Source organism: Bradyrhizobium sp. 199 (assembly GCF_023073355.1).
GTDB lineage: Bacteria > Pseudomonadota > Alphaproteobacteria > Rhizobiales > Xanthobacteraceae > Bradyrhizobium.
In genome coordinates this window covers 1,434,122-1,456,810 of sequence record NZ_JADPJI010000005.1, presented here as the reverse complement: position 1 = coordinate 1,456,810, position 22,689 = coordinate 1,434,122, and the positions used below count along the sequence as shown (strand labels likewise).

The following is a 22,689-nucleotide window of genomic DNA, read 5'->3' as shown; positions in this document are numbered from 1 at the left end:
CTTGCGTCAAGGGCCAAGAGCCCACCAATAACGCAGGGCGGCTGAGCCGTTATGCGACGCGATAACAAGGTCTTATCGCGCCCCGTTGCATTAATTTATTGGACTTGCGGGCGCATTTACGCGAAGCAGGACCAAGCGGAACTCTCACGTTGGGGACCGCATTCCCGATTTCGACAGCTCTTCGACAGCTCATGGCCGCGACGCTTCCCCCGCCCCGCCTTCTGCCCAGTGGCGACAGCGCCGTCACGGTCGAGTTCAGCCGCACGATCGATGACGCAGCCAACCAGCGCGTGCTGGCGCTGGACAAGGCGCTCGCGGCAAGCCCCATCGACGGCATCACCGAGACCGTGCCGACCTATCGCTCGCTGCTGGTGCATTACGATCCCGGCAAGATCGGTTTCGCCGCCCTCGGCGAAAAGATCCTCCCGATCGCCACCCGCCCGCTGCCGCCGGTGACCAAGGCGCGCCGCTGGCGCATTCCCGTCGCCTATGGCGGCGAGCACGGCGTCGATCTGGAGGACGTCGCCAAGGCGCTCGGCACCACGCCCGACGACATCGTCGCCCGGCACATTGGCGGCGACTACAAGGTCGCCATGATCGGCTTCACGCCGGGCTGGTCCTATCTCAGTGGCCTCGACAAATCCCTGCACATGTCGCGGCGGCAAAATCCGCGGCTGCTGACGCCTGCCGGCACGATCTCGATCGGCGGCATCCAGGCCGGCATCCAGTGCCTCGCCGCCCCGAGCGGCTGGCACCTGCTCGGCCGCACGCCTGTCAGAACCTATCAGCTCCATCGCAACCCGACCTTCCTCACCGAGCCCGGTGATCGCGTGACGTTCTTCGCCATCGACCACAAGACCTTCGAGGAGCAGGACCGCGCGGCGGAAGCCGGCGAGATCATCGCCGAGCAGGTGGTCGCATGAGCCGGCTCGTCATCGCCAGCATCGGCCCTGCAAGCTCCGTCCAGGATGGCGGGCGCCTCGGCGCGCAGCGCTATGGCCTGACGGTGAGCGGGGCGATGGACCAGCTGTCACTGGCTGCGGCGAATACGCTGGTCGGCAACGAGCCGTTCGCGGCCGCCGTCGAGATCGGCCCGTTCGGCGCCTCTTTCACCGCGCGCGACGGCGCCGTGCGCGTCGCAATTTCAGGCGCGCCGCGCAATGCGGACGTCGCCGGAAGCCCCCTCGCCATGGACAATTCGGTGACGCTGAAGGACGGCGAGACGCTGACGCTGGGCTTTGCCCGCGGCGGCGCCTTCACCTATCTGGCGATCGAAGGCGCCATCAAGGGCGAGCCGGTGTTCGGCAGTCTCGCGGTCAATGCCCGCGCGGGCCTTGGCAGCCCCTACCCGCGCCCGCTCCAGGCCGGCGACGAATTCAGCGTCGACGCCGCGAGCGGCGCACCGGAGCTGCGGATCGAACTGCCCAAACCGGTGAACGGCCCGATCCGGGTTCTGCTCGGTCCGCAAGATGATGAATTCGACGATGCCAACAAGGCGCTGTTCTTAGGAAGCGAGTGGAAGATTTCGGCGACCTCCGATCGCATGGGCTACCGGCTCGAGGGCCCGGCCATCAAGCATCTGCACGGCCACAACATCGTCTCCGACGGCACCGTCAACGGCAGCATCCAGGTGCCCGGCAACGGCGCGCCGATCGCTCTGATGATGGATCGCGGCACCTCCGGCGGTTATCCGAAGATCGCGACCGTGATCACGGCCGATGTCGGCCGCCTCGCGCAGACCTCGGCTGGAACGGCGTTCCGCTTCAAGGCCGTCAGCATGGCCGAGGCGCAGGACGAGGCGAAGAAATTCGCGCAACTGATCCGGACCCTGTCCGATCGCTTGCGCTCTTCCGACAGCGTCGCGCTCAATATCGAGGCGCTCAGCGATGCCAACGTTGCGGGCTACGCGGTGAGCGCCGTCGACGCGGCGACCTGGCAGGTCACCGCGGAGCCTTAAGTCCAACAACAAGACCAGAGGCGGAGAGCACCCATGAAGACTGTTGACCTCAATTGCGACCTCGGCGAAGGTTTTGGCGCGTGGGAGATGGGCAACGACGCCGCGATGATCGAGCTGGCAAGCTCGGTCAACGTCGCCTGCGGCTTCCATGCCGGCGACCCCGACATCATGCGCCGGACGGTGGAACTGGCGAAGGCGCGCGGCGTCTCGGTCGGCGCCCATCCCGGCTACCGCGACCTCCACGGCTTCGGCCGGCATCCGATCGCGGGACTGAAGGCCTCCGAGATCGAGAACCTCGTCGCCTACCAGATCGGCGCGCTTCAGGCGATCGCGATCGCCGCCGGCCACAAGGTCACCCATGTGAAAGCGCACGGTGCGCTCTCCAACGTCGCCTGCGAGGACGACATGACCGCCAGGGCAATCGCCGCTGGCATCAAGGCGGTCGATCCCAGCCTGATCTTCGTCGTGCTCGCCAATTCAAAACTGGTGAAGGCCGGCGAAGCGGCCAACCTTCCGATGGTGCACGAGGTGTTCGCCGACCGTGCCTATGAGGACGACGGCAATCTCGTCTCGCGCAAGAAGCCCGGCGCGGTGTTGCACGATGCGAAAGTGATCGCCGACCGCGTGGTGCGCATGGTGCAGGACGGCGCGGTGGTCTCGGTCACGGGCAAGGTCATCAAGATGCGCACCGACACGGTGTGCATCCACGGCGATACGCCCGGCGCAGTCGAGATCGCGCGCGACTTGCGTCAGGCGTTGAAAGCTGCGGGGATTGAGGTCGCGCCGTTCAGGCGCGGGGCGTGATCAGAACGGATGCACCGAGAGCGTTCCGAACACGATGGCAGCGATGACGGCAAACGCGCTGTACATCGCGGCATGATGCACGCTCGCCCGGGTCTGCCGCGAGAGCGCACGCGCGTAAAGGTGCAGCCTGGCTTCCGCCGATAGTTCGCGCATGGTCGATCTCCAACGCCCCATTTGCGGGATTATGAAGGATCAACCAGCACGGGAGGCAAGACGGCCGGGGAAATAGCGATGCGCCTTCTGCGAAGTGGCTGCATCGCAGACGTAAATTCCCTTGGGATGCAGCTTCCGAGAATCTTATTCGTTCAAATCCGAGCCAGTTGGAACCGGCTCGGATGCGAGGGGAGTGACGGGCTTCAGTACACGTCGGCCTGGAAACGGCCCGTCTTCTTGAGCTCGGCGACAAAACTGACGGCCTCATCGGTCGAGCGCGCGCCGAACTGGGCGACGATGTCGACCAACGCGCGCTCGACATCCTTGGCCATGCGCTTGGCATCGCCGCAGATGTAGAGATGCGCGCCTTCGGCGAGCCAGGTCCAGACCTCGCGTCCGACCTCGCGCATTCGGTCCTGCACGTAGAACTTCTTCTCGCCGTCGCGCGACCAGGCCAGCGACATGCGCGTGAGCAGGCCCGAGGTCTTCATCGCATTGAGCTCTTCCTGGTAGAAGAAGTCGCAGTCGCTGCGTTGATGGCCGAAGAACAGCCAGTTCTTGCCGGGGGCGCCGGTGGCCTTGCGGTCGAGCAGGAAGGCGCGGAACGGCGCGATGCCGGTGCCGGGACCGATCATGATGATAGGCGTCTTCGGATCCTGCGGCAGGCCGAAGCCATGCGCTTTCTGCACATAGACCTTGAGATTCTCGCCCTCATTGATGCGCTCGCCGAGGAAGGTCGAGGCGACGCCGAGACGCTTGCGCTTGCCGACGACGTAGCGCACGGAATCGACCGTCAGCGACAGCTTTCCCGGGGTTGCATTATGCGAGGACGAGATCGAATAGAGCCGCGGCTGGAGTGGCTCCAGCGCTTCGACGAAGGCCTCGGGATGCGGCCGCGTGCCGGAAAACTTCTGCAGCGCCGCCATCACGTCGAGGGTAACTGCATCGCCATCGGGATCCTCCCCCTGCGCCAGCGCCCGCGCCTTCTCGCGCGCCGCGCCACCGGTGATGAAGGAGATCAGCTCGAACAGCGTGTCGGGTGCGGGCGACAGCGAGACGTCGTCGATCAGCACCTCGCGCAGCGTCTTGCCGTTGACCTTGGTGGTGTGGGAGGCGCCGAGCAGCGCGATGACCTGGTCGACGAGTCCGACATCGTTGCGTGCGAACACGCCAAAAGAGTCGCCGACGACGTAGTCGAGCTTGCTTTCGGAGAGATCGAATTCGACGTGATAGGTTTCCTTCTCTGACTTCCCCTTGTTGAGCAAGCGGCGCGACAGGAAGGTCGCGGCAACAGGGTTGTCGCGCGAGCGGCCCGGCTCTGCGATCGTCACCGTCACGGCCGGCGCCGGAGCGTCCGGCTTGTCAGACGCTTTGGCCGCCGGGGCCTTGTCGAGCTCCTCGTAGAGCGACTTCAGCATCCGCGCGGTTTCCTTGCCGCCGGGAACGCACAGATTGAGCCGCGCTTCGCTACGGCTCGCGATCGCCTCCGAATAGTCCTGGCAATTGTAGCCGCACTGGCCGCAATCCTGCTGCGCCATCGCCGCCATCATCTTGCGGCGCACCGGGCGTCCCTCGGCAAGCTTCATCCGATCGGCAATCGGCATGGTCTGGTCATGCCAGGGCGCTTCGCCGTCGTCACCGTCGCCGGCAGCACCTTGCATGACGGCGGCGCCCTGCTCTGCCGACAGCGGCGCGGCGGCGTCGGGCGACAGCAGCCCGGCGAAGAAGCCGTTCAGCCAGGAGCGCTGCGCGTCGGAAAACGGTGCGCTGGCTGGGATGATGTCGAGCCTGGGCGGAGGAGTGATCTGGTTCATGCGGACACCTGTGCATCGGCAAGCTTGCGCAGCGTTTCGCCGTCGTGGCGGCGCGCAAAGGAGAGGAAGGTTTCGTCGGCAGACGTGCGATGGGCGATATAGGCCTTGAGCAGTCCTTCGACCGTCTTCGGCGCGTCCTCGGCCTTGAGGTCGTGATAGACCTCCTGACCGACGTCGGCGTCGGGCCCGAATCCGCCACCGGTGAAGAGGTGATAGCCCTCGACCGTGTCGTCCTCGCCAACAGGCACGCGCGCACCGATCAAGCCGATGTCGCTGATGTAATGCTGCGCGCAGGAATGGTGGCAGCCTGTGACGTGGATGTTGACCGGCTTGTCCATCGCGACGCGCGGCTCGCACCAGTCGCCGATCTCGGCGGCATGGCGCTTGGTATTCGCCGCGGCGAAGCGGCAGCCGGCATTGCCAGTGCAGGCGATCAGGCCAGCGCGGATGTGCGAGGCGTCGACGGCGAGCCCGATCTGCTTGATGGCCGCGATCGCAAGCTCGACATTCTCGTCGCGCACCCCTGAAATCAGCACGTTCTGCCAGACCGTGAGCCGGATCTCGCCGTCGCCGAGGTCGCGGGAAACCTTGGCGAGGCCCCGCATCTGCTCGCAGGTGAGCTTGCCGAGCGTCAGCGACACGCCGATCCAGTTGAGGCCGTCCTGCTTCTGCTTGTGCACGCCGACATGCGCCATGCGGTCCGCCGCAGGGCGCGGGAGAAACGCCTCTTCAGGCACGCGCATGAACGGCGTCTTCAGCCGCTCCTCGACCAGCTTGAGGAAGCCGTCATGGCCCATCGCGTCGAGCACGTATTTCAGCCGCGCCTTGTTGCGGTTGGTGCGGTCGCCATGGTCGATGAACACGCGCACAATGGCGTCGGCAACAGCGGTCGCCTGCTCCGGCCTGACGATGATGCCGGAATATTTGGCAAAATCCTTGTGGCCGGTGATGCCGCCGAGGCCGAGCCGGAACCAGACGCCGGGCTCGACGCCGAAAGCGTCCTTCACCTCATAGGCCGTGAACGCGATATCGTTGGTCTCCTCGAGCACCGCGATCCGGCCGGCGCCGTCGAAGGCAACGTTGAACTTGCGCGGGAGGCCGTAGAGCGAGCGGTCGTTGAGGATGTGGTAGTGCCACTCGCGCGCATAGGGCCGCGTGTCGATGATTTCCTGCGGATCGATGCCAGCCGTCGGGGTCCCAGTTACGTTGCGGATGTTGTCCGCGCCGGAGCCGCGCGAGCACAGGCCGAGGTCCTGGATGCCCTCGATCAGCTTCACCGCGTTCTTCGGCGGGATCTCGCGGAGTTGGAGATTGGCGCGCGTCGTGACGTGGCTGTACGGGCCGCAGAGTTCGTCGGCGAGGTCGGCAAGGCCTGACAGTTGCCAGTGCTTCATGATGCCGTTGGGAATGCGCAGGCGGCACATATAGGAGTCCTGCGTCGGCGCAACATAGAAGATGCCGTAATAGCGCCAGCGGAAATTGTCCGCCGGGCTCGGCGGCGCGTTGTCGAACGCCTGCTGGCGCAGCCGCGGATAGGCATCGAAGGGATGCTCGTCGCGCTTGAACTTCTCCTGATCGGCGAGTTTCTTTCCCGACGCGATGACCTTGTCCTGCGCCTTGATGTGCACGGCATCTGGACCGGTGGGTTCGGTATTCGCCTTGCCGGCACTGCCACCGCCGAGACCGCGCCCGACCTTGCTGATCTGCAGACCGGTCGTGAAGCCTTCGAGATAGCGTTTCTGCTCGTCGGTAAAGTCGACTGCGAGCGTATCGATTTTCATGGTCGGTAACGAAGCTCCTGCGGCCACCTCAGTGGCTTCGACGGAAATTGGTGCGACCCGCGAGCAACCTTGCTGGCTCAAGAGCCGGCCTAGCCACCCACGGTCCGATCAGCTTCGTTGCTGTAGGACTCGGCTCAGCAGGCACCTGTGACAAGCTGGCCGCACTGCAACATTCAAGTTGCGTGCCAGCTTCCATGAAATTAAAGATGTCGGGATTTCAACGTATTAGTAGGGAATCCGGAAGTTCCGGCGGTGGCCAGGCTCACGAAATTCGAGCAGGCAGCCTAAACTTTAGCCGATGAGCTAGCATGCCAAAATGTTATGCAACAGCGAATCAGGCCTTCCAGCGCCCGACGTCAAAGGCCTCGAGATGCCCCGGGATGTTGTCGGGATTAAAAACCGGGCCGGCGAATGCGCCGAACGCCGCGGGCGCCTGCTCGGGCGGGCGACGGCCGAGGGCCGCATCGTAAAGGTCGGGCCTGAACACGGCCATCGCCGTTTCGACGGCCTCAGGGCTGAGTGCGGCCTGCCCCCAACGCACCATCTGCGCATAGAGCCAGGCGGCCTGGACCGGATCGGGGCGCCCTGCCTCTTCCCGCCCCACCAAAAGATAGCGGCCGCTTTCGCGTAAGGTGCCATCCGGGGAAATCTTCAGGCGTCCGGTCAGGGTGCGCTGGATCACTTCGGCGTCGACGCCGATCCGCTCGGGCTGCGCCAGGATATGTGCCGCCTCGGCCAGGTTTGCGGGCTGCTCGATGAACTCGGCTGCCTTGACCGCCGCGCGTACCAGGCTGGCGACGACGTCCGGATGCTTGTCGGCCCAGACCTGGCGAACCGCCAGCACCTTCTCCGCCGCATGCGCCAGAATGTCGGAGACGAAATGCAGGATGTGACCGATGCCGAGATCGACCGCGACCGAATTCCAGGGCGCGCCGACGCAGAACGCATCGACATGACCGTTGGCGAGGCTGTCGACCATGTAAGGCGGCGGCAGCACCACGAGGCGCAAATCCTCGTCGGGATCGACGCCGGCCGCAGCCATCCAGAACCGCAGCTGATAATTGTGGGTGGAGAACGGGAAGGTCATGCCGAAGGTCAGCGGCTCGGCGCCGGCCTTGCGGCGCTTGGCGACCACCCGTGCCAGCGCTTTCGCCGTAGCGAGCGGATCGAAGCGGTCGCCCTCGATCTCCTGCATCAGGGCCGCATGGAGTGCCGGCGAGACCGTGATCGCATTGCCGTTGATGCCGAGATTGAAAGGCGCGGCGATCGGCACCTTGACCTGACCGAGCCCGAGCGAGGACGCGATAGCCACGGGCGCGAGCAGATGTGCGGCGTCGAACAGGCCGATATTGAGCTTGTCGCGGACGTTGGACCAGGAGACCTCGCGCACCAGTTCGACCTCGAGCCCCTCGGCGGCGGTGAAGCCCTTGTCGACGGCGACGATGAGAGCTGCGGCATCGACCAGCGGAATGAACCCGATGCGGAGGGGAGCAGTCATTTCAGCATCTCCGACGCGGTGATGATCGACTGCGCGATCTCGCCGATTTTCTTCTTCTCGCGCATCGCGGTGGAGCGCAGCAGCACATAGGCTTCGTCCTCGGTGAGTCCCTTCACCTTCATCAGGATGCCCTTGGCCTTCTCGATGATCTTGCGGTCCTCGAGCTGCGACTTGGTGCGCTCAAGCTCTTCCTGGAGTTTTGCGAAGGCATTGAAGCGCGACACGCAGAGGTCGAGGATCGGCTTGATGCGCTCCTTCCTCAGCCCGTCGACGATGTAGGCGGATACTCCCGCTTCCACCGAGGCCTGGATCGAGGCGGAATCGCTCTGGTCCACGAACATCGCGATCGGCCGTTTTACGGCGCGGCTGACCTGGAACATGGCTTCCAGCACGTCGCGGCTGGGGTTCTCCAGATCGATCAGGATGATGTCGGGGTCCACCGCATAAATACGGGCGAGCAGGCTCTGCATCTCGCGGATATGGACCACTTGCGTGAATCCGGCCTCCCGCAATCCATCCTCCAGGATCGCAGCCCGGATCGGGCTTTCGTCGACGATTACGATTTTGGGCGACTGTTCGGCGCTCATTGCTCACTCACGGCAGGTGATTCATCCATAGCACGCCGGAACGACCTGCAAAGGGTTGTAATTGTGGGCAATTGGGACTAGCTCAGGCCGGTCAATCAGGCAGATCAGATATGGATCAGACGGCTGCGCCCAAGGTCAGCTTCGTGTCGCTCGGGTGTCCCAAAGCGTTGGTGGATTCCGAGCGTATCATCACGCGCCTGCGCGCCGAGGGCTACGAGCTCGCCCGCAAACATGACGGGGCTGATATCGTCATCGTCAACACCTGCGGCTTCCTCGACAGCGCCAAGCAGGAATCGCTCTCGGCGATCGGCGAGGCCATGGCCGAGAACGGCAAGGTGATCGTAACAGGTTGCATGGGCGCGGAACCCGAGCAGATCGAGCAGGCCTATCCCGGCGTGCTCTCCATCAGCGGGCCGCAGCAATATGAGAGCGTCCTCGACGCCGTGCACCGCGCACTGCCGCCCGCGCATAATCCGCATCTCGATCTGGTGCCGCCGCAGGGCATCAAGCTGACGCCGCGCCACTACGCCTATTTGAAGATCTCCGAAGGCTGCAACAACCGCTGCACCTTCTGCATCATCCCGAAGCTGCGCGGCGATCTGGCCTCGCGTCCGGCCAATGACGTGCTGCGCGAGGCCGAGCGCCTGGTCGGCGCAGGCGTCAAGGAGCTGCTGGTGATCTCGCAGGACACCTCGGCCTATGGCGTCGATCTCAAATATGCCGAGAGCCCGTGGAAGGATCGCCAGGTCCGCGCCAAATTCATCGACCTCGCACGCGAGCTCGGCGAATTCGGCGCCTGGGTGCGGCTGCAATATGTCTACCCCTACCCGCATGTCGACGAGGTCATCGCACTGATGAACGAGGGCAAGGTGCTGCCCTATCTCGACATCCCGTTCCAGCATGCGAGCCCCGAGGTGCTGAAGGCGATGAAGCGCCCGGCGGCGCAGGACAAGACGCTGGCGCGGATCAAGCGCTGGCGCGAGGAATGTCCGGATCTCGCTCTACGATCGACTTTCATCGTCGGCTTCCCCGGCGAGACCGACGCCGACTTCGCCTATCTGCTCGACTGGCTGGACGAAGCCGAGATCGACCGCCTCGGCTGTTTCAAATACGAGCCGGTGGCCGGCGCCACGGCGAACACGATCGAGAACCCGGTGCCGGAAGAGGTCAAGCAGGAGCGCTACAACGCGCTGATGGCGCGCCAGCAGAAAATCTCTGCGCGCCGGCTCAAGCGCAAGGTCGGCACGCGCCAGCAGATCATCATCGACGAGGTCGGCCCCACCGTTGCAAAGGGTCGTTCCAAGGCGGATGCGCCGGAGATCGACGGTGCGGTGTACCTCACGAGCCGCCGCCCCTTGCGCGTCGGCGAGATCGTCACCGCGAAGATCGAGCGCGCCGACCAGTACGATCTGCACGGCAGCGTCGCGGGATTCTGAGGCACGCCGTCATTGCGCGATGTAGCGGCAATCACGCCAGCCATTTCGGCACCCAGCGCTCGGGGCGCGGTGCCCGCGCGAGATCGGCTTGCGCCTCGGACAGTATCGCCGGCTCGCCATCGATCGTCGGGCGGAGATCGTATTCGAAATTCGGCATGACGCGGCCGTCGGCGTAGAGCGCAAAATTCATCGCGTACCACAGCCCAAGCTCGGGCTGCGCACGGCGCATCTCCTCGCGCAGGTCGCGCAGCAGGGATTCAATCGAGGCAGCTTCCTCGAATGGCTGCGGCCCGCGCGAGAGCACGCGCGCCTCGTATTGCTTGCCGACGATCGCGACCTCGAAGCGCGTCCGGTCCAAGGGCTTCTTGCCCTTGGGCAGATGCGCTGCCAGCCGCCAGCCGAGCTCGGCCATCAGCCGGTGATTGGCCCAATAGTCCTCGCGATCCCGGCTCCATTTTTCCACGAAGCCGCGGAAGTCAGGCAGCTCCGACGGATTGTCGTCAAGCATCGCCGGCTCTCCATGCGGCCGTCCGGCAAGCCATTGCGCGAGCTCGACCGTCTGACACGCGACCTCGTCATGCGGCTTGAGATCGCTCCAGGCATTGTCGAATTGTTGCGACGTCAGCTTGGCGAGCAGACCATCGAGGCTCGGCGCGAGCAGCTCGTAATCGCCCTCGGAGCCCAGTCCCACGATCGGCGGATCGTCGCGATCAAGACCCGCGCCGTACCAGCCGCCGACGGCCGAACCATCCGGCAGCCGCATGAACAGCGAAAACCTGTCGCGCAATGGACTGCCGTCGATGAGCGCGTGATCGGAGAACTGGCCCTGCAGGGAGAAGCAGCCGACGCTGCCCCAGGGCCGCCCCTCGAGCCAGGCGGCAAAGTCCACCAGCAGCGGAGGCGCATCGACGCCCGGCGGAAAGGCACCGCGAACGCTGTCGAGGTCGATCGAATAAGGCCTGTCGGACAAGGCTTCTAAACTACTTGGTTGGTCCCGCCCATCTTGGTCTAAACCGCCATGCGTTCGGTTCGAACCAATTCGCGTCCTGCGATCACGAACGCGCTGGAGACGTGATGGTTGCCATGGAGATGCTCGCGCATTGCCACGATCGCAGCGCAACGGCAGGAGAAGCAGCCGCGCATCCGAGCTGACCGATGCACGCTCAGCGGGTGACCTGCAAAACACCCGCTTGACAAGCGCCGGCGTTCGGCTGTACGGACGCGCCCATGATCAGCTCCCGGACCCATCTGCGCCAAGTCATGCGTCGTCGCTCCCGCGACGATGATGGGTTGCGCCATGTCCGACGACGCCGCTGAAGCACTGAATTCAGCTGAAGTTTTCGAGAAGGCCGCACCCGCAAGGTGCGGCCTTTCTGCTTTTTGCGCCCCTTTTCCACCCGCCTCCAGAGGAGTTCGACATGACCACCGCCACCCATGCGTTTGACGCGCTGATGGACATCACCGCACGGCCCAAGACCGTGTTCGTCCGTGGCGCCGGCTCCTACCTCTGGGACGATGGTCGCAATCGCTATCTCGATTTCGTGCAGGGCTGGGCCGTCAATTGTCTCGGCCACTCGCCGCCGGCGGTTGCCGACGCGCTGACCGCACAGGCCAAGCGGCTGTTGACGCCGAGCCCGGCCTTCTACAACGAGCCGAGCCTCAAGCTCGCGCAGTCGCTCGTCGACAACAGCGCCTTCGACCAGGTGTTCTTCGCCAACTCCGGCGCGGAAGCCAACGAGGGCGCGATCAAGCTCGCGCGGAAATATGGCGGCCTGCACAGGAACGGCGCGTTCGAGATCATCAGCTTCGAAGGCGGCTTCCACGGAAGGACGCTGGCGACGATGTCGGCCTCGGGCAAGAAGGCGTTCGAGCCGCTGTTCGAGCCGAAGGTCGCGGGCTTCAAGAAGGCGAAACTCAACGACATTGCCTCGGTCGAAAGGCTGATCAACGACAACACCGTCGCGGTGATGCTCGAGCCGATCCAGGGCGAGGCCGGCGTCTGGCCCGCGAGCGATCAGTTCCTGCAGGAGCTGCGCGCGCTCACTGACGCGCATGGCCTTTTGCTGATCTTCGACGAGATCCAGACCGGCATGGGCCGGACCGGCAAGCTCTTCGGTTACGAGCACGCCGGCATTGCGCCCGACATCATGACGCTCGGCAAGGGCATCGGCGGCGGCGTGCCGCTCGCCGCCCTGCTCGCCACCGAACGTGCCTCCTGCTTTGCGCATGGAGACCAGGGCGGCACATTCAACGGCAACCCGATCATGTGTGCGGCGGGGCTTGCGGTGCTGGAGGAGATCAGCAAGCCGGACTTCCTGAAACAGGTCACCGAAACCGGCCTGCTGCTCGAAAGCGAGCTGCAGAAGGTCTCAGCCCGGCACGGCCTCGGCGGCGTACGGGGACGTGGCCTACTGCTCGCGCTCGACCTCAAGCTGCCGATCGCGCCCGGCATCGTCGCGCAGGCGTTCGAGGCCGGCGTGCTCCTCAACGCGCCGCAGGTCGACACGCTGCGTTTCATGCCGGCGCTGAATGTCACGAAGGCAGAGATCGCCGAGATGATCGACTGTCTGGATGGGATATTGACGAAGGCGGGCGCGGCACGATTGGTGGCGTAGGTAGCTTGGTCATTCCGGGCGGAATTTCGAGATTCCGGGTTCGATGCTCTGCATCGACCCGGAATGACGATCAATTACGGCTTCAAGATCGACGCGCCCGTGGTCTTGCGGCTTTCGAGATCGATGTGCGCCTTGGCGGCGTCCTTGAGCGCGTAGGCGTGGTTGATCGGCACGTGCAGCTTGCCGTTGATGACGGCGGCGAACAGCGTGTCGGCGCCTTCCAGCAGCTCTTTGCGCGTGCCGACGTAGTCGTTGAGCTTCGGCCGCGTCGCGAATAGCGAGCCGTGGTTGTTGAGCTCGGCGATCGCGAACGGCGGCACGGGACCGGAGGCATTGCCGAACGAGACGAACATGCCGCGCGGCTTCAGGCAGGACAGCGAGCCCGGGAAGGTCGCCTTGCCGACGCCGTCATAGACGACGTCGCAGCCCTCGTTGCGGCTGATCTGCTTGACCCGCGCGACGAAGTCCTCCTCGTTGTAAAGAATGACGTGGTCGCAGCCGTTTGCCTCGGCGAGCTCGGCCTTCTCGCGCGAACCGACGGTGCCGATGACGTGCGCCCCGAGCGCCCTCGCCCATTGGCAGGCGAGCAAGCCGATGCCGCCGGCGGCGGCATGGACCAGCACGCGATGATGCGGCTCGACCTTGAAGGTCTTGTGCAGGAGATACCAGACGGTCAGCCCCTTCAGCATCAGCACGGCGCCCTGCTCGTGGGTGATGTGGTCGGGCAGCTTGACCAGCTTCTCCCAGGGGATGTTGCGCTCGCCGGCATAGGCGCCGAGATTGTGGTAGTAGGCGACGCGGTCGCCGGGATGGAAATGCGTCACGCCGGGCCCAACCGCGATGACCTCGCCCGAGGCCTCGTTGCCGGCGATGAAGGGCAGTCCGGGCGCCTTGTAGAGGCCCGTGCGGTAATAGACGTCGATGAAGTTCAGGCCGACCGCGTGCTGGCGGATGCGCACCTCGCCGGGCCCGGGCGCCGGCACGTCGACGCTCTCATAGACCAGGGCTTCGGGGCCTCCGACCTTGTGGACACGGACCGCTTTGGTCATCACCTGACCTCCTCTTCTCGCAGGGCCAGCGAAAGACATCACGCCCGCCTTGTCAACTCGACGGTAGCTGAAACGGCTAAACGGATGGCTTGCCGGCTTTCCTGCGATTGCGCTTGGCCAGCACGTTGAAGAATTCGACCGCCGCCGAGAACGCAATCGCGAAATAGATGTAGCCGCGCGGAATGTGGAAGTGGAATCCGTCCGCGACCAGCGCAACGCCGATCAGCACCAGGAAGGCCAGCGCCAGCATTTTGGTGGTCGGATGCTCCGCGACGAAACGCGACACCGGTCCCGACGAAATGTACATGATCAGGCAGGCGATCACGACGGCCGCGATCATGATCTCGATGTCCTGCGCCATGCCGATCGCGGTGATGATCGAATCCAGCGAAAACACGATGTCGATGACGATGATCTGGACGATTACCCAGAAGAAGGCGTTGCCCCCGGACTTCTGGTCCCCCTCGCCGTCATCGGCCTCGACCTCGGCGTGGATCTCGTGTGTCGCCTTGGCGATCAGGAACAGGCCGCCGCCGATCAGGATGAGGTCGCGCCAGGAGAAACCGTAACCCGAGAACGAAAACACCGGCGCGGTCAGGCCGATCAGCCAGACCAGCAGGCTGAGCAGGATGATGCGGAAGATCAGCGCTAGCGCGAGCCCGATCTGGCGGGCGCGATGCGCCTGCTTCTCGGGAATGCGCGAGACGATCACCGACAGGAAGATGACGTTGTCGATGCCGAGCACGATCTCGAGCGCCGTCAATGTCACCAGCGCCGCCCAGGCTTCGGGGCTGGTCAAGAGGTGCATCATGCGAAGGATCTTGCCAGGCGGATCAAAGCGTCGCTGAAGCTGATCCAGAGCGCGATGGCGCAGAGCACGATGGTGACGCCGGCGCCGACGCGAAAATCCATCTCCAGCGTGTAGAGGCCGAGCACCGCCCAGATCGCGATCAGCGACATCGTCAGCCACCGCAGCCGGACGACCCGGACCGGATGCAGCACGTGGAACGGCACGAAGGTCAGCACGACGAGCGCGGTCACCAGCACCGTCGACCACAGCGGTGGCCAGTGCAGCAGGAACAAATAGAACGCCGCCGCATTCCACAGCGCCGGGAAGCCGCGGAAATGATTGTCGTCCGCCTTCATGCGCAGATCGGCGAAATATAATGCGCTGGTGACGATGATGGCAATTCCGAGCAAGGGAGCTGCCACCGGCAGCAGCAAGCCGCTCGCCACGATCGCATAGGCCGGCACGAAGACGTAGGTGACGAAGTCGACCACGAGATCGAGCACGTCGCCCGACCAGTTCGGCTGCACGTTCTTGACGTTGAGCCGGCGCGCGATTGGACCGTCGATCGCGTCGATGATCAGCGCTATGCCCAGCCACTGAAACATCCCCGCCCAGTGCTCGCGCACGGCCTCGAGCATCGCGAGCAGCGCGATCGCCGCGCCGAACGCGGTGAAGATGTGCACCGAGAAGGCCGCGGCGCGGATCGCAGGCGTGGGCTTCAGGGAATCCTCTTGGCTGTCCATGGCTTCTGCTATCAGAATGGGGCCGGTTTGCACATCCGCCAAGGCGCCGCGCGGTCGCACAATTCGTCGAAAATCAGGCTAGATCAGTGAAAGCGAATTGGCTGTCTCCCCATTGTCATTCCGGGCGACGCGAAGCGTCGAGCCCGGAATCCAATCGTTCAACCGACTGTGCGCCCCGATGGGTTCTCAGGTGTGCAATTGCGCATCACGGCTCGCGCCAAACGGCGCGCCGGAATGAGGCGGAGATAGCGGACTTGAATTTGCCGCGGGGCGTGTCATGTGTCGTTCCATGACAGATGCATCAACACTCCATGACGCTGCCGTGATCGGGGGTGGACCGGCCGGACTTGCGGCGGCCATCGCACTGGCGCAGGCGGGTGCGCGGACGGCGCTGGTGGCGCGGCGCGTGCCCTATAGCGACAATCGCACCACAGCACTGTTAGGAGCCTCCGTCGATCTGCTTGAGACGCTCGACGTCTGGTCGCGCTGCAAGGACAAGGCCGCTGCGCTCGAAATCATGCGCCTGGTCGACGACACCGGCCGGCTGTTCCGCAGCCCCGAGGTCCGCTTTTCCTGTCACGAAATCGCGCTCGACGCCTTCGGCTACAACATCGACAACCGCTCGCTGATGCTGGCGCTGGAACAGCGTGCGGCGGAGTTGCCCAATCTCGTCCGTTTTGACGACGAGGCCGAAAGCGTCGTCATCGAGGCCGACGACGTCGCGGTCCGCACGGCCTCCGCACAGTTTCTCTCGGCCCGGCTCGTGGTCGGCGCCGACGGCCGGCATTCGTTGTGCCGCGAGGCCGCCGGCATTGCGGTGACGCGGCGCGAGCTGAACCAGACCGCGCTCACCTTCAACGTCGGCCATACCCGGCCACATCGCAATGTCTCGACCGAGTTCCACACGCCGCACGGACCCTGCGTGTTCGTGCCCCTGCCCGGCGACCGCTCCAGCATCGTCTGGGTTTCGGCACCCGCGGAGGCCGAACGCCTGCGCGGCCTCAGCGATGACGAACTCTCCGCGGCGATCGAGAAGCAGTCGCACTCGATCCTGGGTCGGATGACGGTCGAGCCCGGGCGCAACCTGTTCCCGCTCGCGATCGAACGTCCAAAATGCTTCGGCAGCGATCGCATCGCGCTGGCCGGCGAAGCCGCCCATGTGGTTCCCCCGATTGGTGCCCAGGGCCTCAACCTTGGCCTCCGCGATGCCGCCGACATCGCCCGGCTCGCCGGCGAGGCCATCGCTGCGGGCCAGGATCCCGGGGCGGACGACGTGCTCAAGCGCTACGACCGGGCGCGGCGTCCGGACATTCTGAGCCGGACCTTTGCGATCGACATGGCCAACCGCTCCCTGCTCAATGATTTCCTGCCGCTGCAGCCGGTCCGCGCCGTCGGCATGCACCTTCTCGGCGCCATCGGCCCGCTCCGGCGCTTTGCCATGCGCGAGGGCCTGACGCCGACATGGCGAAGGTAGCCGCGGGCTAGCTGTCGGCCGGAGCGCTCGAACACATCTCCCGTCGGGAGAGATGGCCATCCGGCCAGCCCTCTCATGGAAACGCCAGCCGCCCGCTCTGGATCGCCCACATCACGCTGGTCAGCGTGACCACGGACGCAAACGTCCCGAGCAGCACCGCGACGGAAGCGGATTCGATCCAGGCATCGTTCTGCCGGGCAATCACGAACACGTTCAGCGCCGGCGGCAGCGAGGCCATCAGCACGGCGGTCGCGGCCCAAGGCTGTGCGAACGGCCCGAACGCGAGCATCAGGCCGAACGCTGCGAGTGGATGGAACAGCAGCTTGACTGCGATCACGCCCGGCACCTCCCATGGGACCCGGTCGAACGGGCGCAGCGCCACGGTCACGCCGAGCACGAACAGCGCAGTCGGGGCCGCCGCGTTCTGCAGGAAGGTAATGGTGCGGTCGAGCGCGACCGGCATCTCGATATGCAGCGATGCGAAGGCAGCGCCAAAACACGCCGACATGATCAGCGGGTTGAGCACGATCTGCTTCAGCACGACGCCGAAGGCGTGCACGATCGAGGGATGGTCCCGGTCGGAGAGCTCGATCAGCAGTGGCACGATGGTGAACAGGAAGATGCTGTCGCAGCAGAAGATCAGCGCGGTCGGCGCCGCAGCCTTGGTTCCGAGCACGGCGAGCGCCAAGCCCGGTCCCATGTAGCCGATATTGCCGTAACCGCCGGAGAGACCTGCGAGCGTCGCCTCGCGCAATGTCAGCCGGCCGAAAACCTTACCCAGGACCAGTGCCAGGGTGAACGCGGCGACGGTGGACAGCGTGGTCGCCACCAGGAACGGCGGGTTGTTCAATTCCGAGAACGGCGTCTTCGACATGATCGCGAACAGCAGTGCTGGAAGCGACACGTAGAGCAGGAAGAAGTTCATCCAGGCGAGGCCGGATTCCGGCAGGGATTTGACCTTGCCGCACGCGAAACCAACGAAGATCAAGCCAAAATAAGGTAGGGCCAGATTGAGGATATCGATCATTGATCAAGTGTTTTCTGAAGACTTGGGGGCTATCTGCCCCTTAAGTGAACGTTAATTCCAGATGAGGCCACTAGCATCGGCCACAATCCTGGTCTATCGACGGAGGATGATTAAAGCGCGGACCGCCAAATTCCAGATCGGACAGGTCGTGCGCCACCGGATCTTCTCGTTCCGGGGGGTGATCTTCGACATCGATCCGGAATTCAACAACACCGAGGAGTGGTGGTTGTCGATCCCCGAGGAGGTGCGGCCCCACAAGGATCAGCCGTTCTACCACCTGCTCGCGGAGAACGCGGAATCCGAATACGTCGCCTACGTGTCCGAGCAAAATCTGTTGCCCGACGATTCGGGCGAGCCGATTCGGCATTCCCAGGTGACCGAGATCTTCATCAAGAACAAGGATGGCGGCTACCGCCCGCGCAATCCGTCCCTGAACTAAGTCGCTCCGACTAACCGCCAACAAAAAAGGCGCTCAGACCGAGCGCCTTTTTCATGTCCGGGATCGGGTTCCGATTACTTCTGAGCGGTCGGAGGTGCGCCGGGCGCGCCACCCTGCTGCTCGAGCTTCTTGCGCTGCTCGTCGGCCTTCTTCTGAAGCTCTTCCTGGAGCTTCTTCTGGGTTTCCTCGAACACCTTCGGATCGGTCGGCGGACCGTCATAGGCCTTCTGGAATTCACCGGCCAGCGGCAGCGGCAAGGTCAGCGGTGCACCGTTGGCGTTGATCGCCTGAACAACGAGATTCTGGCCCTTCTTCATGTTGTTGATGAGCTCGGGCGAGGCCTCGTAGTCGGACATGCAGCCGTTCTGGAAGCAGATCACATAGGGCTGCTGCAGCGGCGGGTTGCTGTCGACGATAATGCGGGTGCCGTGCACGAGCTGCATGCCGAGCGGCAGCGTCACGCGCAGGATCTTCTTGGGCTCGCCTTCCGGCTCGATGATGACGGCGGCGATGACCGGCTGGCCCGACTCGATGCGACCGTCCTTCCCGGTGAAGCAGACCTGCTTGGCATTGGCGTCCTGGCCCTTGAGGCAGAATTTGGTCCAGGGGGCGTAGATCAGCTGGATCTGCTGGTCAGCCGGCTGCGCCGCGCCCTGCTGCGCCGGAGCGCCCTGGGCGGGAGCCGGCTGGGCCTGCGGAGACGCTGCGGGCGCCGGAGCCTTGGGGGCGGCCTTCGGAGCGGCTTTCGGGACCGGAGCCGCCTTGGGCGCACCCGGGGCGGGAGCCGGCGTCTGGGCCTCGGCGGCAAACGGAACGGCCAACGCCGTCGCCGTCAACAGGGCGAGAAGTCGCCCGCGCGGCCGTACGGACGCGGCCAAGTAACGGAAATTCATTGCGGAAAACCCTTTCTGAACGGGAAGTGCCCGAACCGCTCCGAAGCACCGAACCAGGCCGCGTTGGGCGCGGCTCTCTCCCCGTCAATTGAGGCGGATAAGTGACGGGCTCGGCGCTCTTGCGCGATTGCCCGCCTTCTTAACGTGGCCGACGAAAAGATCAATGCCGACAAGCGCCTTTGGCCACATCCCCAGCTGCATCCAGTGAAATTCCCTGTGATAGGATTCAAGGATCGCCGGTCCTCGAATCAACGTGTGCTGATGTTCATGTTCCAACGCCGTTTCGAGGGATCCGGTGTCCGCCTTTGCGTCTTGGCCTCAGCCCTTGTCATCTTGGCCCTCGGCGCGGGATCGTCGATAGACGACGCACGTGCGGAGCAGGCGCATGCCATCGCCATGCACGGCAAGCCGGTGATGCCAGCCGATTTCACCCATATGCCCTATGTCGATCCCGATGCCCCCAAGGGCGGCCGGTTGACCTGGGGTGTTCTCGGAACCTTCGACAGTCTCAATCCCTTCATCGTGCGGGGACTGGCCGTGCAGCAGATGCGGGGCTACGTGGTCGAGAGCCTGCTCGCGCGTGGCAATGACGAGCCGTTCACGCTCTATGGCCTGCTCGCGAGGAGCATTGAGACCGACGACGAGCGAAGCTTCGTCACGTTCCGTCTCGACCCCCGCGCCCGTTTCTCCGATGGCAAGCAGGTGGCGGCCGAGGACGTGCTGTTCTCCTGGCAGTTGCTGCGCGACCACGGCCGGCCGAACCACCGGCAGTATTACGCCAAGGTCGCCAAAGCCGAGGCACCTGATCCCCTCACCGTCCGCTTCGACCTCGCCGGCGCGAGCGACCGGGAGCTGCCGCTGATCCTCGGCCTGATGCCGATCCTGCCCAAGCATGCAGTCGACGTCGCGACCTTCGAGGAGACGACGCTGGCGAGCCCGACTGGCTCCGGTCCCTATCGCGTGACGGCGGTGAAGCCCGGGGCCAGCGTGACGCTCACCCGCGATCCCGGCTATTGGGGCCGCGACCTGCCCATCAACCGCGGGCTCTACAATTTCGAGGAGATCAGGCTCGACTATTTTCGCGAGGCCAACGGCCAGTTCGAAGCCTTCAAGCGAGGCCTCTACGATTTCCGGGTCGAGCACGAGCCGCTGCGCTGGCATGACGGCTACGATTTTCCGGCCGCGAAAAGCGGCGAGGTGATCCGCGACACCGTCAAGCCGGGCTTGCCGCAGCCATCCGAGTTCCTGGTGTTCAACACGCGCCGGCCGATCTTCGCCGACATCCGCGTGCGCCAGGCGCTGACGCTGCTGTTCGATTTCGAGCTGGTCAACCGCAACTATTTCTTCGGCCTCTATTCGCGCGCTGCCGGCTATTTCGCGGGCTCCGAGCTGTCGGCCTATGGCCGCCCCGCGGACGCGCGCGAGCGCGAACTGCTCAAGCCGTTCGCGGCCCACATTCCGCCCGACATCATGGACGGCAGCTATCGCCTGCCCGTCACCGACGGTTCGGGGCGCGACCGCAGCACGCTGCGCGCCGCGCTGAAACTGCTGTCGGAGGCGGGCTACGAGTTCGAAGGCACCGTGCTGCGCAACCGCGCCACCAGGGCGCCCTTCACCTTCGAGATCCTGGTCACGACCCGCGATCAGGAGCGTATCGCGCTCGCGTTCCAGCGCGACCTCAAGCGCGCCGGCATCGAGCCGAGCGTGCGGTCAGTCGATCCCGTGCAGTTCGACCAGCGGCGGCTCGCCTTCGAGTTCGACATGATCCAGAACCGCTGGGATCAGTCGCTATCTCCCGGCAACGAGCAATCTTTCTACTGGGGCAGCGCTGCCGCCGACAATCCGGGGACCCGCAACTACATGGGCGCCAGGGATCCTGCGGTCGATGCCATGATCGCTGCCCTGCTCGAGGCCCGTGAACATACGGATTTTGTCGCCACTGTACGGGCGCTCGATCGCGCTTTGATCGCGGGCATCTACACAATCCCCCTGTTTAACGTATCCGAGCAATGGATCGCGCGCTGGAATCGGATAGAACGGCCCAAGGCTACCTCGCTCTCAGGCTATTTGCCGGAGACTTCGTGGTCGAAGGGGCATCCGCCAGCTACTCAAGCAAAGTGACGCCGTGAACCAGCCAGCCATATCGCCGACGCTCGACACGTTGTTCCAGCGCACGCTGATGCGGCAGCCGCACGCGCCCGCGCTGCTCGATCCCCTCAACAAGGCTCGCGTGACCGGGCACCAGCCGCGGCGCATGACCTACGCCGAGGCGGACACGGCCATCGAGGCGCTGTCGGCCTATTTCGTCGAATCGGGTCTGCCGGCCAATTCCGTCATCGCGATCCAATTGCCCGCCACAGTCGAGTTCGTGCTCGCCGTGCTCGCCGCCCATCGCGCCGGCCTTGTCGTCGCGGTGCTGCCGCTGCTGTGGCGGCATGCGGAACTGACCGCTGCGCTCAACCGCACCGCGGCGCGTGCCATCGTCACCATGAGCACGGTCGACGGCGTCAGTTATGCCGACCTCGCGATGCATGCGGCCGCCGAAGCCTTCTCGATCCGTCACGTCTGCGGCTTCGGCACCGACCTGCCCGAAGGCATGGCGTCGCTCGACGAGGTGCTGGCCCGCCCGCCCGGCACCACGCGCGCCGTGATCCAGGACGGACGCAAGGCGGCGATGATCTCCTTCGACGTCACGGCGGAGGGCTTTCGCCCGGTGCCGCGGCCGCATTTCAGCCTGATCGCCGGTGGGCTTGCGATGTCGCTGGAAGCCGACATAAGGCAGGGCGCGACCGTGATGGCGGCGTTCGCGCCGATGTCGTTCGCAGGCCTCGCCTCCTCGCTCGCGGTGTGGCTGCTCTCCGGCGGCGCACTGGCGCTGCATCATCCCTTCGAGAACGACGTGCTCGAGCAGCAGATCAACGAGCACGAATGCGAGGTGCTGATCGCGCCGGCGCAGCTTGCCTTGCGCCTCGGCGATTCCGACCTGGCGACGCGGATGCCGTCCTTGCGCAACGTCGTCGGCCTGTGGCGCGCGCCCGAGCAGGTCGCGGCGAGCGATGCCTGGATCGCCCCCCGTGCCCCACTGACCGACGTCTATCTGTTCGGCGAGGCCGGCCTGTTCGGCGCCCGCCGCGGCGAAAACGGCATGCCGGTGCCGGTGATGCCCGGGCCACACGGCGCCCCGCGCGAGCAGACGGGCTCGTCCATTGCCGGCGAAATCCTGCTGACGCCGAAGGGCACGCTCGGCCTGCGCGGCGCGATGGTGCCGATCGCGGCCTATGCCCCGCCGCAGCCGGTCGGCGACACGCTGATCGCACAGCCGCCGCGCGACTATGTCGACACCGGTTATGCCGCCCGGCTCGACCGCCCAAGCGGGGCCATCTGCATCACCGCGCCGCCCTCCGGGATCATGGCCGTCGGCGGCTACCGCTTCCTCTCCAACGACCTGCAGGAATGGGCACGCCGGCTCGGCCAGGGCGCGCTGCTCACAGCACTGCCCGACCGGCTTTCCGGCCACAGGCTGGCCGGACGCGCCCAGGACAATGCCCGCGCCCGCGAGGCCCTCAGCGAACTCGGCCTTAACCCACTGATGGTCGAAGCTTTTCGCGATCGCTCCGGCCCGGTCTAGG

The 22,689-nt window shown here is 65.0% G+C and carries 20 protein-coding genes; 9 read left to right on the top strand and 11 right to left on the bottom strand.

Annotation, left to right across the window (positions count from 1 at the left end):
- The first annotated feature begins 191 nt into the window (after positions 1-191).
- The 3 genes from pxpB to IVB28_RS15480 are packed head-to-tail and all read left to right on the top strand — an operon-like array spanning position 192 to position 2,761.
- Positions 192-923, top strand: a complete 732-nt coding sequence (pxpB, locus tag IVB28_RS15490) for a 5-oxoprolinase subunit PxpB (RefSeq protein WP_247527307.1) — start codon at positions 192-194, stop codon at positions 921-923.
- On the top strand, positions 920-1,957 hold the full coding sequence (locus IVB28_RS15485) for a biotin-dependent carboxyltransferase family protein (protein ID WP_247527306.1): 1,038 nt from the start codon (positions 920-922) through the stop codon (positions 1,955-1,957). The genes pxpB and IVB28_RS15485 overlap by 4 nt, the downstream gene beginning before the upstream one ends.
- Before the next feature lie 33 nt (positions 1,958-1,990).
- Positions 1,991-2,761 carry a 5-oxoprolinase subunit PxpA gene (locus IVB28_RS15480; protein ID WP_247527304.1) on the top strand — a complete coding sequence of 257 codons (771 nt, stop codon included), beginning with the start codon at positions 1,991-1,993 and terminating at the stop codon, positions 2,759-2,761.
- Here IVB28_RS15480 and IVB28_RS15475 read toward each other — a convergent pair whose 3' ends face one another.
- The 5 genes from IVB28_RS15475 to IVB28_RS15455 form a co-directional block, all read right to left on the bottom strand.
- Positions 2,762-2,914 (bottom strand): hypothetical protein, encoded by a 153-nt coding sequence (locus IVB28_RS15475; RefSeq protein ID WP_247527302.1) that lies wholly within the window; start codon positions 2,912-2,914, stop codon positions 2,762-2,764.
- Positions 2,915-3,117: 203 nt separating this feature from the next.
- Positions 3,118-4,728 (bottom strand): sulfite reductase subunit alpha, encoded by a 1,611-nt coding sequence (locus IVB28_RS15470; protein ID WP_247527300.1) that lies wholly within the window; start codon positions 4,726-4,728, stop codon positions 3,118-3,120.
- Positions 4,725-6,509: a NirA family protein gene (locus IVB28_RS15465; protein ID WP_247527298.1), complete on the bottom strand. Its 1,785-nt coding sequence runs from the start codon at positions 6,507-6,509 to the stop codon at positions 4,725-4,727. Before IVB28_RS15465 ends, IVB28_RS15470 begins: the two co-directional genes overlap by 4 nt.
- Positions 6,510-6,843: 334 nt before the next feature.
- Entirely contained in the window at positions 6,844-8,007 is a 1,164-nt protein-coding gene (locus IVB28_RS15460; protein WP_247527296.1) for a CmpA/NrtA family ABC transporter substrate-binding protein, read from the bottom strand.
- On the bottom strand, positions 8,004-8,594 hold the full coding sequence (locus IVB28_RS15455) for an ANTAR domain-containing protein (protein WP_247527295.1): 591 nt from the start codon (positions 8,592-8,594) through the stop codon (positions 8,004-8,006). Before IVB28_RS15455 ends, IVB28_RS15460 begins: the two co-directional genes overlap by 4 nt.
- A gap of 110 nt (positions 8,595-8,704) precedes the next feature.
- Between IVB28_RS15455 and rimO the strand changes: the two genes are divergently transcribed.
- A complete protein-coding gene (gene rimO / locus IVB28_RS15450; protein ID WP_247527293.1) occupies positions 8,705-10,030 on the top strand; it encodes a 30S ribosomal protein S12 methylthiotransferase RimO in 1,326 nt (441 codons plus the stop codon).
- Between the two features lie 31 nt (positions 10,031-10,061).
- Here the strand turns inward: rimO and IVB28_RS15445 are convergent, their stop codons facing one another.
- Entirely contained in the window at positions 10,062-11,000 is a 939-nt protein-coding gene (locus IVB28_RS15445; protein WP_247527292.1) for a hypothetical protein, read from the bottom strand.
- 448 nt (positions 11,001-11,448) lie between these two features.
- On the opposite strand from IVB28_RS15445, the gene IVB28_RS15440 reads away from it, so the two are divergent.
- Positions 11,449-12,645 (top strand): acetylornithine transaminase, encoded by a 1,197-nt coding sequence (locus IVB28_RS15440; RefSeq protein WP_247527290.1) that lies wholly within the window; start codon positions 11,449-11,451, stop codon positions 12,643-12,645.
- 74 nt (positions 12,646-12,719) lie between these two features.
- On the opposite strand, the gene IVB28_RS15435 is transcribed toward IVB28_RS15440, so the two are convergent.
- The 3 genes from IVB28_RS15435 to pcsA all read right to left on the bottom strand — a co-directional run bounded on the left by IVB28_RS15435 (position 12,720) and on the right by pcsA (position 15,269).
- Positions 12,720-13,694: a quinone oxidoreductase gene (locus IVB28_RS15435; protein ID WP_247527288.1), complete on the bottom strand. Its 975-nt coding sequence runs from the start codon at positions 13,692-13,694 to the stop codon at positions 12,720-12,722.
- A gap of 76 nt (positions 13,695-13,770) precedes the next feature.
- Positions 13,771-14,505 carry a TerC family protein gene (locus tag IVB28_RS15430; RefSeq protein WP_247527286.1) on the bottom strand — a complete coding sequence of 245 codons (735 nt, stop codon included), beginning with the start codon at positions 14,503-14,505 and terminating at the stop codon, positions 13,771-13,773.
- A complete protein-coding gene (pcsA, locus tag IVB28_RS15425) occupies positions 14,502-15,269 on the bottom strand; it encodes a phosphatidylcholine synthase (protein WP_247527284.1) in 768 nt (255 codons plus the stop codon). Before pcsA ends, IVB28_RS15430 begins: the two co-directional genes overlap by 4 nt.
- A gap of 247 nt (positions 15,270-15,516) precedes the next feature.
- Here pcsA and IVB28_RS15420 point away from each other — a divergent pair, with 247 nt between their 5' ends.
- Complete coding sequence (locus IVB28_RS15420) at positions 15,517-16,701, top strand: UbiH/UbiF family hydroxylase (protein ID WP_247527282.1); 1,185 nt, start codon at positions 15,517-15,519, stop codon at positions 16,699-16,701.
- A 73-nt stretch (positions 16,702-16,774) separates the two neighbouring features.
- Here IVB28_RS15420 and IVB28_RS15415 read toward each other — a convergent pair whose 3' ends face one another.
- A complete protein-coding gene (locus IVB28_RS15415; RefSeq protein ID WP_247527281.1) occupies positions 16,775-17,728 on the bottom strand; it encodes an AEC family transporter in 954 nt (317 codons plus the stop codon).
- Positions 17,729-17,834: 106 nt separating this feature from the next.
- On the opposite strand from IVB28_RS15415, the gene hspQ reads away from it, so the two are divergent.
- Complete coding sequence (hspQ, locus tag IVB28_RS15410; RefSeq protein ID WP_247527280.1) at positions 17,835-18,167, top strand: heat shock protein HspQ; 333 nt, start codon at positions 17,835-17,837, stop codon at positions 18,165-18,167.
- 74 nt (positions 18,168-18,241) lie between these two features.
- On the opposite strand, the gene IVB28_RS15405 is transcribed toward hspQ, so the two are convergent.
- Complete coding sequence (locus IVB28_RS15405) at positions 18,242-19,060, bottom strand: invasion associated locus B family protein (RefSeq protein ID WP_247527279.1); 819 nt, start codon at positions 19,058-19,060, stop codon at positions 18,242-18,244.
- Positions 19,061-19,321: 261 nt separating this feature from the next.
- Here IVB28_RS15405 and IVB28_RS15400 point away from each other — a divergent pair, with 261 nt between their 5' ends.
- Together IVB28_RS15400 and IVB28_RS15395 are read left to right on the top strand one after the other, a co-directional pair.
- Positions 19,322-21,181, top strand: coding sequence for an extracellular solute-binding protein (locus IVB28_RS15400; RefSeq protein WP_247527278.1), 1,860 nt, complete (start codon positions 19,322-19,324; stop codon positions 21,179-21,181).
- A gap of 4 nt (positions 21,182-21,185) precedes the next feature.
- Positions 21,186-22,688 carry a class I adenylate-forming enzyme family protein gene (locus tag IVB28_RS15395; protein WP_247527277.1) on the top strand — a complete coding sequence of 501 codons (1,503 nt, stop codon included), beginning with the start codon at positions 21,186-21,188 and terminating at the stop codon, positions 22,686-22,688.
- Position 22,689 lies beyond the last annotated feature (1 nt).